This is a genomic window from Winogradskyella helgolandensis (assembly GCF_013404085.1).
Taxonomy (GTDB): domain Bacteria; phylum Bacteroidota; class Bacteroidia; order Flavobacteriales; family Flavobacteriaceae; genus Winogradskyella; species Winogradskyella helgolandensis.
Window position 1 is genome coordinate 123,786 of sequence record NZ_JABFHO010000001.1, and the last position, 13,011, is coordinate 136,796.

A 13,011-nucleotide genomic window follows, 5' to 3' on the forward strand; every position below is an offset into this window, starting at 1 on the left:
GTTTCACAATGAAACATATGTGTTATAATTAATATGAAATATAAAAAATATTACTTACGAAATTTTTATATTAGCAATAAACCCCTGACAAAAATGAGAATACCCCAACTTGCGTGTTTAATCTTCTTTTTATCGATATCTGTCGGAGCACAAAACGAGCCTATTATTTCTTTAACAAGCGTCAGCCCTGAAGGAGGTGTCTCAATTACATCTGTAATGTGCATAAATGAAGATCATTTAGGGTTTATTTGGTTTGGAACTAATAATGGCCTTTTTAAATATGATTCCAATGAAATAAAAAGATATAGCTACTCACAATCAAACCCTAAAAGTTTACCTACAAATAGGATTAATCAAATATTAAGCAATACCAATGGTGATTTACTAATAGCAACAGAAAATGGTATTTGTAAATACAATCCTGTTTCTGATGATTTTACTAGACTGCAAATTAAAACCAATCAAGACTCCACAATAGGTAATAATATCGATGCATTAATACAAACTTCAAATGGGGAGTATTGGTTTTTAGACGAGAGAGGTGTTGCAAAATTAAATACGAACTTAGATAAAGCTGAATACATTAACATTGATAATAATTCGTCTCGCGCTCGGTTGTTACATATGGATGACTCTAATAATATCTGGCTCGTTTTTCAAGACGGAAAAGTATATTATAAAACCAAAGATTCAGAGCATTTTCAATTCTTTGCACAAAGTATCTCGGGATATCCTAGATCCGTTTATGCCGATAATAACAAGGTATGGATCGGTTATGACAATAAAGGACTAATGTGTTTTGATATCAACGGGACATTATTAAACCATTATAATGAACAAAATAACTTTATAAGTGACCGGGTAAGAAGTATCATTAAATCAAATAATGGAAACATATGGGTCGCTACATATAATGGTATTGCTGTATTAAACAACCTCGATATTGTTAAAGTAGTTAACTCCGAAAACCATCCTAACCTAACACATCAATCCATTTGGTCCCTATATAAAGATTCTAACAATATTATTTGGGTAGGTTCTTGGTTAGGTGGCTTAAGTTATCACAGTGAATTTAAGAACTCTGTAACACACATTACACAATCAAATAAAAATAGATCTAGAAGCAATAACATCATTACTGCTTTTGCACCAGACCCAGATAAAGTACATATTTGGATCGGAACTGAAACTGGAAAATTAATTAAATATAACCAACACAAAAACGAAACGAAGGAGGTAGAAGTTTTATATGATGACAAAAAAGTAAAGAATATCAAATCCATTGTATTTGATAGTAAAAAACAAATGTGGGTTGGTACGCGTGATGATGGTATTTTATATAGAAAGAAAAATGAAAAAAAATTCACAAAGCTAAACGTCCCTTTTAATATTGGACTTCAAATCACAACCATGCTTCCAGAAGAAGATGGTATCTGGATTAGTGATTATCAGCAAGGTGTATTTCATTATTCTTTTATAGACCACACATTTAAACAATACAAACACAATCCTTTAGATGCCAATTCTATATCTAATAATCATATCAGAAAAATAATAAAAGACAGAAAAGGTGACTTATGGTTTGCAACCGAAAAAGGACTTAATTTATTAAAATCGAATACTGAAAAATTTATTAATTTTTTACATTCTGAGGAAGATGAAAATAGTTTATCAGCTGATTATATTTATTCCATATTTGAAGATTTTGAAGGTCATCTTTGGATAGGCACAAATGGCAGTGGACTAGACAAATTGAATGTCGAAAATTTAAAATTTGAGCATTATACAATTAAAAATAATTTACCAGGAAATGAGGTTTATACTATACTAGATGACATCAATAACAATATATGGTTGGCAACAGACAATGGTATTTGTAAATTTTATCCTAATGAAAATAAGGTATTAACATTTGGTCATATTGAAGGTATTTATAATAACAGCTTCACACCCAATGCAGGACTTTTTTCCGAGAACGGATTAATGTTTTTTGGCGGCTCTAACGGCTTTATTTATTTTCGACCAAACGATATACTTATTCGAAACACGATTAAACCAGATGCCATAATTACAAATTTCTATGTAAGTAATAAAGAAATTTTGCCTGGACAAGAAAACAAAATTTTAAAATCAAATATTAATAATTCCAAATTAATTAAATTAAAACATAATCAGAATTCTTTTAGTTTTAGACTTGCAGCAAACAACTATATAGATCCCGATAAAAACAGCTTTAAATACCGTTTATTAAACTTTGATGAAAACTGGGTAGAAACAGATATAAATGGACCTGCAATATATACTAATGTTCCCCCAGGTGACTATATTTTCGAAGTTATGGCTTCTAATAACGATGACATTTGGAATGAAACACCAGCAACATTACAAATTAAGATTTCAAATCCTTTTTGGACGCGCTGGTATGCTTTTATTATTTATAGTTTATTTTCCCTAGCAATAATAATGTACATAAAAAAAGAAGCTTTAAATCGTCGAAAATTAAAAAATCAGATACAATTAGAAAAAATAAAAAATGAAAGTGAAGAAAGATTACACCAATTAAAACTTCAATTTTTCACAAACATAACTCATGAGTTTAGAACTCCATTAACATTAATAATGGGACCCGTTAAAAGATTAATAGCTAATTATGATAAAAACGACCCAACTTTTAATCAAATAAATCTCATAAAAAATAATTCTGAACGCCTATTAAGATTAATAAATCAGATTCTAGATTTCCGTAAGCTAGAAGCAGATAAACTAAAATTAGAAGTCAATAATCTAGATATCGTCTCTTTCACAAAAGGCATTTTTGATTGCTTTACTGAACATGCAAAATATAGAGGTTTTATCTACAATTTTAAATCTGATATTCGTTCACTTAAAATGGATTTTGATTTAAAAAAGCTAGATAAAATAATTTTTAACATTCTTTCAAATGCATTTAAATATTGTCCCGATGGTTCTACAGTAGAAATAAAAATAAAATACAATTCTAAAAATAATATTGAATTTGATAATGGCAATGAATATATAATTGGAGACCCTAACATTGAAAATTTTGTTGAAATATCAATATGTGATACTGGAGTTGGCATTTCTAAAGATAATCTTCCAAATATTTTTAAAAGATTTTATCATATGGACAGCAAAGAAGGCCACGGCTCAGGAATTGGCTTAGATTTAACTAAAGAATATATTAACTTGCATAATGCGGGCTTAAAAGTAGTTTCTGCTGAAAATAAAGGTACTGTTTTTAGTATTATTTTACCCTGTGAACAAGCCGAAAGTGCTAAAAGCACAGATAATTTAGAAGTTTACGATAGTAACTTATCTAAAGTAGATCTAATAGAATTTGAAGAAAAAGTTGAAAGATCTGAAACTTCACATCAAGATTCACTAATACTAATAGTTGAAGACAATATTGAATTATTAAATTATCTAAGTAATGTATTAGGTGATTATTTTAAAATTTCTAAAGCAAAAAACGGTATTGAAGCTTTAGAACAAATTCATTCGCTTTTCCCAGATATTATTATTTCTGATATAATGATGCCTGAAATGGACGGCATAGAACTTTGTGAAACCATTAAAAAAGATATAAGAATTAGCCATATTCCAATTATTTTATTAACGGCGTTGGAAAGCGTTAAAAACAAGATTTCTGGACTTTCTTCTGGTGCAGACGCGTATATATCTAAACCATTTGATGACAAACTTTTAATAACTCAAATTATTAACTTATTAGAATCTAGAAAAAATTTAAGGGAATCATTTATTAGTATAAACGAAGTTTGGGAATCAAAAGTTGACCAAATGGATATTGATAAAAAACTGATACTAAAAGCTGTGCAGATTATTGACTCTAATATTTCTAATATAAATTTTTCAGTAGAAACATTAGCTAGTGAATTAGGTCTAAGCAGAACCACATTACACAGAAAACTAAAGTCTTTAACAAACCAATCAGCAACAGAATTCATTAGATATGAAAGATTGAAGCATGCCGTAAAACTTTTAAAGAGTGGAAATCATAGAATGAGTGAAATTAGTCATGCCGTTGGATTTAATTCGCATAACTATTTTACTACATCATTCAAAAAACAATACGGAATGACACCAAGTGAGTTTATAAAAAAGAACACATATAACAATTAACTTCTCTATCATTTAGCATGATTATTTTATAATACATCCTATTCTAAAATCATACTTGCTTATTTGAAATATTTAACCTCTTGATTTTCAATTTCAAAATAAGGAAATTCTCTATTAATATTTTGCGGTAAATTTTTGATTAAATGATAGCTTCCTAAAAGCTTTTCTTTAAGAAGTTTTAAATCACCTTTTGTTACTGAAAGCGCATCTGGGGCGAATAGTTTTTAGGAACAAATAAAGCAACATGCGAAGTAGCTGCACCAATTGTTGCATTAGAAATTGAAGGTGGATTTACACCCCTATTATTGCTCGATATATCCGCGTTAGTAGCTTCTAATAAAAAAAATCCCTGTAAAAATACATTTACAGGGACTTCAACTTGCTCAAAAATCAATTATTATAAAGCTTCAAAACGCACATTATCTATTGCAAAATTTAATAATACATCTGCACCTTCAAATGCCATCCCAAATTCTGCGTCAACGAGACTAAAATCAGGCACTCCTAGTATTGAACAAGGAATTGAAACGGTTGTCCAACCTCCTTCGGTATCAAATGCCTCACCTGTGTCATTCCACGGAGCCCAATCATAAAAGGCATCGACACCATCAGAATCATTAAATCTAATTCTAAACATACCTGCTGTTAATGGCTCTAACGTATTGATATCAAATTTTAAGACATAACCCGATAAATTTGAACCTACAGTCGACGCTCCATTAAAAGTTCCGGCATCATTTCTCCAGAACAAATCTTGCCATCCGTCACCTCCAGTTTGGAAATTTGCTCTACCGTAAGCACTACCATCTAAACTTAGTGAGACGTCATTTTCTGCTACAACATTTCCCCACCATGGTCCATTTGCATCCCAATCAAAGAACACTAAAGACGTATCATCTATTGGATCTGGACCTCCACATCCTGGTGTATCAAAACGCACATTATCTATGGCAAAATTTAAAAGCACATCGGCTCCTTCGAATGCCATACCGAATTCCGCATCAACTAAACTAAAGTCTGGAACACCTAATACAGAAAGTGGAATTTCAATGGTCTCCCATCCGTCAGTTGTAAATGGTTCACCTGTATCATTCCAAGGTGCCCAATCATAAAATGCATCTACTCCATCGGCATCATTAAATCTAATTCTTACCATACCGTCTGTCATAGGCTCTATGACATTTAAATCAAACTTTAATGAGTAATTACTTAGATTACTACCTACAGCTGCCGCACCATTAAAAGTTCCGGCATCGTTTCTCCAAAATAAATCTTGCCAACCTGTACCTCCTGTTTGGAAATTCGCTCTACCATATGAGCTTCCATCTATACTTAATGCTGCCATATTTTCAGTAACGACATTTCCCCACCAAGGTCCATTAGCATCCCAATCAAAGAATACCATTGATGGATCTCCTACAGGACACAAGCCTCCTTCTCCTGTTTCAATTCCAAGAGCACTTAGTAATGCTTCTGGGATTAAAACGCGGTTAATTTCGTGAATAACACCATTATTGGCACCAATATTCGCCATTGAAATAGTCGATGGGATTGCATCGCCAAAAGAAGGTAATAATCTAGCGTTTTCACCAGATAAATCTGCTGTTATATCATCACCATATAGTGTAGATATTGTTCCACCATCCGTTAATTGACTCGCCATTAAGCTACCTGCATGTAGGTGATAATTAATTAAATCGGTTAATGTAGACAACTCTTCAGGTGTATCAAAATCTGCTAAAGATTCAAAATTATTTATGGCAGCAAAAAGTCCTACGAAAGCATCATTATTAGGTGCAAAAGCGGTTAACTCGTCCGTAGATAAATTATTTGTAAGCCCCACTTTTTCAACAGCTTCTAAAAAAGTTGTAAACCCTCTGTCATTAGATCTTTCAACAATATTTAAGGTTGCACTTAATATGCTTTGGAATACTTCTTCAGGTAATAACACTTTATTGACACCATGCACAACACCATTTATGCCCTGAATATCTGCAAGCACAATTTCGCCATTATTATAAGACGCATCATCTACAACTGTTCCACTAATAGAAAATGAATCTCCTTGCATCGACGTTTGGGTTGAACCATCTGCATCTGCTGCAAGTGTATTTGCCCCTGAAACTACATGATATAACAAAATCTGTTGTAAAACCTCTACTGGAATATCTGTTAAACTTGCCCATCCAAAAGCACCATTTACTTGAGCCATTAAGGCTTCAAATGCTGTATTATTAGGGGCAAATAACGTATAAGGATAATTTTCGTTTGCAGGATCTGATATTGATAGTGTTTCACTCAGACCAGCTATTTCTATAGCACTAGCCAAACTAGAATAATCAGGGTTAGCCATAACATGATCTACTACAGTTGGAGGCATTAAAACAGCGTCAACCGTATGAATAATTCCATTGGTCGCTCCTAAATCGAAGGCATTATCTACCAATGAAGCTACTCCATTAAATACAAGATCACTTTCTGCATTTGTAAAAAAACTAATATTATTATCATCTGGACCAGTTGCTAAAGTGGTTAAATAACCTGTTTCCATCGCTCCTGTATAATCTGCAGTAACCGTACTTAACACATGATTTAATAATACATTCTCCAAAACTTCATCTGTTAAGGACGTTATATCGGAATCACCAAAAGCCGAATTGTTTGGCGCAAAAACTGTATATGTTGTTGTACTGCTTAAAGTGGAATCTAAACCCACTTGAGCCAAAGCACCAGAAAGTATAGACAAATTAGGACTCTCTAATATAAGTTCTGATATGTTTTTTGGGCTACTTGATGATCGAAACATATCATCATCATCCTTACAAGAAAAAAAGCACGTAAGTCCAAAAAGCAAAGTGATATATAAAATTTTAGATACTTTCATTATAAATATTTTTAATAATTAGTTTAAAACTTCTTCCGGTTTACATCTATTATAGGAAACCAAAATCATCTATATAGAAAATGTATTGTGCTAATCCTGTATTAGATGCCTCTTGAAAATCTAGTCTAAATAGAGTGTCTGGCGCACCACCATTTGGATAAAAATCAGATAAAGGAATCACCACTTTATTCCATACTCCTGGCATAAGCTCTATAGGCTGTACTGTCTGTGCCCCATCAAAATCATTTAAAGCAATTTGCACTTTATCACCTACTGCACCTGTTCCGTATACAGAAACCGTAAGTGCCTCATATTCATCAAATGGAATATTTGGTATCAAGAAAGAAAGTCCAGACCAAGCTTCTCTAACACTTTTAATTGAGTATTCTCCTAAAGCAACTTCAGAAGACGCTAAATCGTGCGTTCCACCCCATTCACTTGTCGTCCAATCTGGATGTAAAGCATCTATATAAATAGAATAACTAAATCCATATGAATCAGATTGCGCAACAGCACCTCTACTCGTAGCTAAATAAATAAAAGCTTGTTCTACACCAGATGGCACTTCTACAGCAACTTCGGTTTGGGAAACAGATAGTATTGTCGCTGGTGCCTCAACTAAGTTTCCATTTTCTTCAGATCCGGATACAAAGGTTACTGAAGACGTATCTGTAAAGTCACCACCTTGAAGCTTTACTATTTTCACTCCATCTACTGTTTCTTCGGTAAATCCATCAATAGTTAATAGTGAAAAATCATATTCGGTTACCCCTTTTAAATTTTCTAAACGCAAAATATTTGATTGATTTACATAAGGCGCTGCTAATGGAACTGTTACAAAAGCGATATTATCAGTTAAAAGCGCAGGATTAAATCCGGCTGGATATCCATTAAAGTCAATAGAAAACAATGACGCTAAATTCTCTCCTCTAATAATATAAGTTCCTTCTAATACACCTTGTGTTACAGGTACATCTTCTCTAGCTTCGCTCACAGTATTAATAACTGGAGGTGCGGTCGCTTCTGGTACAGAATCCTTATGAAATTCGTTTTCACAAGACGTGAACTGAATTAAGGCTAACAACATTAAAAAGAAAGCAGATATGTTGTTGAATGTGGAATTATTTTTTTTCATAATCTTCTTTTTTATTTTTATTCTCCAAAATTATATGGCACTGGAGGCTGTTGTAGTGCTGGGTTATTTTGAATTTCGTTTGTTGGATATGGAAAAAGCATATCATCCATTGTAGGAGTATACATCTCAGAATTTATTGTTGGAGGAGTTGTATCGTTATTAAAAGTTCCTCGTTCTGTATTACCTAAAAAGCTCATCGCAAAAGCAGGTCCACGTCTTACAACATCATACCAAAACTCAAATTCAAAGGCAAGCTCAATGCGTCTTTCCTGAAAAACATCATCAACAGTTGGACTATCTATATTTTCTAAACCCGCACGTCTTCGTACTTTATTAAGAGATTCTGCACCAAATGAACTTGAACCTCCACCCATAAGTGCCGCTTCCGCATTTATTAGTAACAACTCACCATATCTAAGAATGTAAGTGTTATTAGGGTAACTTTGTTGACCTCCGCCTCCATTAGTTGCGGCATTTCCGACTACGTACTTTTTGATTCCAGCATTTGTACCTTGATGATTTATGGTTGCTGAAACTGTATAACCTCCATTTAAATCTCCGTAATAAGAACCAGGATCCATTATTGTAGTATAATAACGTACATCTTGCTCTTTATCTTCATAAGCTTCTTGTAAATCTAATGACGGTCCAACTGCAGACCATCCATCCGAGAACCCAGTGACACCAGCTGGTGCAAAAAGAGATTGCAAGCCATTACCTTCAGCATATTGACCAGATGTTGACCATTGCAGAGCAAAAATTGATTCTGGATTATTATCATTAGCTGTTAAAAACAAATCATAATAACTACCTGATGCATCACCGTCTGATGCGTCACCACCATACAGTTTAAATTCACCAGAATTAATTACCTCCTGGGATAATTGAAATGCTTGGGTATAATTTTGCTCATATAAATAAATCTTTGCTAACATTGATTTCGCTGAACCACTAGATACTTTTGCATTTAAATCATAACTACCACCTCTAATTTTTTCATAACAGTTATCTACAGCGAATTGATAATCTCTTTTAATAAACTCATAAACATCAGACTCTGGGTTTCTAGGAACAACAGGCTCTAATATATATTCATCATTATCTGCAATAATTGGAATAGAACCAAAAATTCGTACCAAATAAAAATATGCCGTTGCACGAATAAACCGTGCTTCACCTAAAGCATTATTAACGACATCTTGAGGAATATCTGGATTAACAAATTCTGGTAACGTATTTATTACTGAATTTGCTTGCGCAATTACAGCGTATAAAGACTCCCAAGCTTGTGTTAATGTACCGTGCTCACCAGTAATTGCATAATTACTAAAATCGGCATTTCTTGGATCCCAAGTACGTCCGTTTCCAGAGCTTAATTCACCTACACACCAAGAAACATTAGAGATGAAATTAAACCAAGGTTTAGAATATAAATGATTTGTTCCAGAGTTAACCTGCTCTTCTGTTTGATAAAAGTCTACTACGTTATACGAATCTTCTGGTGGTCTATCTAAAAATTCGTGAGTACATGATGGCAGAAGAAATAACACTGCCAATGTCAGTAAAAACTTAGTTCGTAATAAATTATTCATTATATCTTGGTTTTTAAAATTCAACATTGATTCCTAACGTAAATGTTCTTGGAGATGGATAACGTCCATTATCCACACCTAATAACAGTGCATTTTGGTTATATGCGCCAACCTCTGGATCATAACCTGAGTAATTAGTAAATGTGTGCAGGTTTTGAATACTTCCATATACTTTTAGTTTACTCAATCCAATATCTTTTGAAAACTTACTTGGCAATGTATATCCTAAAGTTACATTCTGTATTCTTAAATAAGAACCATCTTCTACATATCTATCTGATATATTAATATTTGGCGTGTCATTTCTTGCTAATCTCGGAGAACCTGCGTTAGGATTATCAATAGACCAGTAATCTAATACTGAAGGAGATTGATTGGTATAGGTTCTATTTCCTGCGGTTAATGAACGTCCGATAGCATTAAAAATGTCATTTCCATAAGACCCTTGCATAAATATTGATAAATCAAAGCTTTTATAAGAGAATGAGTTTTGGAAACCAAATGTAAATTCTGGATGTGGATTTCCTATTACTGTTCTATCATCTCCATCAATTACACCATCTGGCACGCCATCTGGACCACTTATATCTTTATATTTCACGTCACCTAACCACGTTGTACCAAACAAAGCATCCTCAAATGGTCTTCCAAATTGTATTGGCGCACCATTAATATCATCTAAAGTTCTAAAAAGACCTTCTACTTGATATCCGTAAAATAAACCAATTGGTTGCCCTACCTGAGTTAAGGTAATATTCTGATTTGAGTTATCTAAAGAAAGATCACCATTTATGGTTAAATCTCCCAAAAGCTCATTCACTCTATTTTTGTAATGTGACACTGTTAATGATGAACTCCAGTTAAAATCTTTAGCATCTGTTCTGTAACTTAAAGTAACATCTACACCTGTATTTTGCATTTCACCTAAATTTACCCATGGTGGTGTAATTGCGCCAGGAGAACTACCACCAGTAATAAAGTCGGTTACCGCAAGTTGGTAAAGGAAATCTTTTGATACTTTTTTGTATACCTCAACAGTTGTGTTTAATCGTGAATCAAATAGTGTAAAGTTTATACCAAAATTGGTTTGTGTAGACGATTCCCAAGTTAAGTCTTCGTTTGCAAAATTCGCATATTCGAATCCTGTTCCCATTCCTGTTGAAATTGTATTTAATCGCGCTCCATAAGCAAAGTTTGGAATGTTCTGATTACCTACTTCACCATAACCTCCATATAGTTTTATATTCTCTATAGCCGTAAAGCCATCCATAAAACTTTCTTTTGATAACCTCCATGCTGCTGAAACAGAAGGAAAATAACCCCATTTATTACCCTCAGCAAATTTTGAAGAACCATCAGCTCTAAGTGACGCTGTAACATTATACTTGTTATCTAGAGAATAGATTAATCTTCCGAAATACGACTCTAACGCGGCACTTCCTTTATATTGATCTGTAAAATCATTAGCATCACCTGTTCCTAAAATTGGAACATCATTACTTACAAAATCTCCATCTTGGGCTATGACACCTTCCCATCTCGACTCTTGCACTTCGTGCCCTAATAAAACTGTAAAATCGTGTTTATCGTTTATGGTTTTATTGAAAGTGAATAAGTTTTTAACAATCCAAAAATCAGTATTTTCATTTCTAATACTTAGACTATTTGTTCCTCTTTCAATAGCTCCATAACTAAATGTTGGCTGAAATCTATTACTAATATTATTACCAAAATCACCACCTACTTCTAACCTATAGGTAAAGCTATTTGATATTTTAAACTCACTAAAAATATTTCCTAAAACTCTATTTCTTGTTAGTTTATTTTTAACGCTCAAGGCTTCAGCTATTGGGTTTCTTATTCCAAAAGCAATCTCTTCAGTCGTAACAGGACCAGCAAATGAACCATCTGGATTATAAACTGCAGTTGCAGGATTATTTAATAAAGATAGCCCTATTAGTCCATTAGTTGAATTATTTAAGGTTAGGCTTTCATTTGTTCTACTCATTGTAAAACTAGCCCCAACATTAATGGACTTATTTAATTTAGCATTCACATTTGCTCGTAACGAAATACGGTCAAATGACGACCCTATTACTGTACCTTCTTGATCTACAAATCCTGAAGATAAAAAGTAATTTATACCTTCATTACCACCAGAAAAAGATACTTGATGGTTTTGCATAACAGCATCACTAAATATTTCTTTTTGCCAATTAGTACCTGGACCTAATAAGTCTGGATTTAAAAAAGAAACGCGAGGATTAAGACCGTATATTTCACCTATTTCATTCTGTAACCTAGCATAGCCTGGCAAATCTAAAACTTCAATTAAATTGGTAGGGCGTTGAATGGCCAAAAAAGTATTATACGACAGTGTTCCTTTGTTATTTTTACCTCTTTTAGTTGTAATAATCACGACACCATTCGATCCTCGAGACCCATAAATTGCCGTAGCAGAAGCATCCTTCAGTATATCTATAGATTCCACATCATTAGGATTTAATGCCGATAACGGACTTACACCTGTAGACCCAGAACTCTCACCTAATCCATTATCTGCTATAGATCGCCCACTGGTACCTGTATTATTAGAATCCCCAGAAACTGGCACACCATCTATAATATATAAAGGCTCACTAGAACCAGTAATAGAATTCACACCCCTAATTCTTACAGAAACAGCACTACCAGGCTGACCAGAATTCTGAGTAATACTCACACCTGCAGCTCTACCTTGCATCATTTGATCAATTCCAACTTGTGGTATGGTCTCTAAGGCTTCCGTATCTACACTAGATACAGACCCACTCAATTGTTCTTTTCGTTGTGAGCCGTAACCAATAACAACAACCTCACTTAAACCTTCTACACTTTCTTCTAATGTTACATTAATAAGTTCTTTATTATCAACCACAATCTCTTTGGTAGTAAATCCAATATAACTAAACACTAACGTGGCATTTTCATTAACATTAATGATATAATCACCATCAAAATCCGTTACGACACCATTGGTAGTTCCTTTTTCTATAACAGCCACTCCAAGTAGTGTTACTCCATTAGAATCATACACGGTTCCTTTTACTTGGTTTTGTGCAACGGCAAACTGTCCTACAAAAAGAAGTAGTAAGAATGAGAAACAATATTTAGTGCTGCAACAAATGTTTTTAAAATCGAATTTTTGCATATTAATTGATGTTAGTAGAAGTTGTTTATTAATTCTGAATTTTTTCATC

At 33.4% G+C, this 13,011-nt stretch carries 5 protein-coding genes; 1 reads left to right on the forward strand and 4 read right to left on the reverse strand.

The window, feature by feature from the left end:
• The first annotated feature begins 93 nt into the window (after positions 1-93).
• On the forward strand, positions 94-4,161 hold the full coding sequence (locus HM992_RS00480; protein WP_179318103.1) for a hybrid sensor histidine kinase/response regulator transcription factor: 4,068 nt from the start codon (positions 94-96) through the stop codon (positions 4,159-4,161).
• 397 nt (positions 4,162-4,558) lie between these two features.
• Here HM992_RS00480 and HM992_RS00485 read toward each other — a convergent pair whose 3' ends face one another.
• The 4 genes from HM992_RS00485 to HM992_RS00500 are packed head-to-tail and all read right to left on the reverse strand — an operon-like array spanning position 4,559 to position 13,010.
• Entirely contained in the window at positions 4,559-7,045 is a 2,487-nt protein-coding gene (locus HM992_RS00485; RefSeq protein WP_179318104.1) for a glycan-binding surface protein, read from the reverse strand.
• A 49-nt stretch (positions 7,046-7,094) separates the two neighbouring features.
• Positions 7,095-8,180, reverse strand: coding sequence for a hypothetical protein (locus tag HM992_RS00490; RefSeq protein ID WP_178983386.1), 1,086 nt, complete (start codon positions 8,178-8,180; stop codon positions 7,095-7,097).
• A 17-nt stretch (positions 8,181-8,197) separates the two neighbouring features.
• Positions 8,198-9,772 (reverse strand): RagB/SusD family nutrient uptake outer membrane protein, encoded by a 1,575-nt coding sequence (locus tag HM992_RS00495; protein WP_178983385.1) that lies wholly within the window; start codon positions 9,770-9,772, stop codon positions 8,198-8,200.
• 13 nt (positions 9,773-9,785) lie between these two features.
• Positions 9,786-13,010 (reverse strand): SusC/RagA family TonB-linked outer membrane protein, encoded by a 3,225-nt coding sequence (locus tag HM992_RS00500; protein ID WP_179318105.1) that lies wholly within the window; start codon positions 13,008-13,010, stop codon positions 9,786-9,788.
• Position 13,011 lies beyond the last annotated feature (1 nt).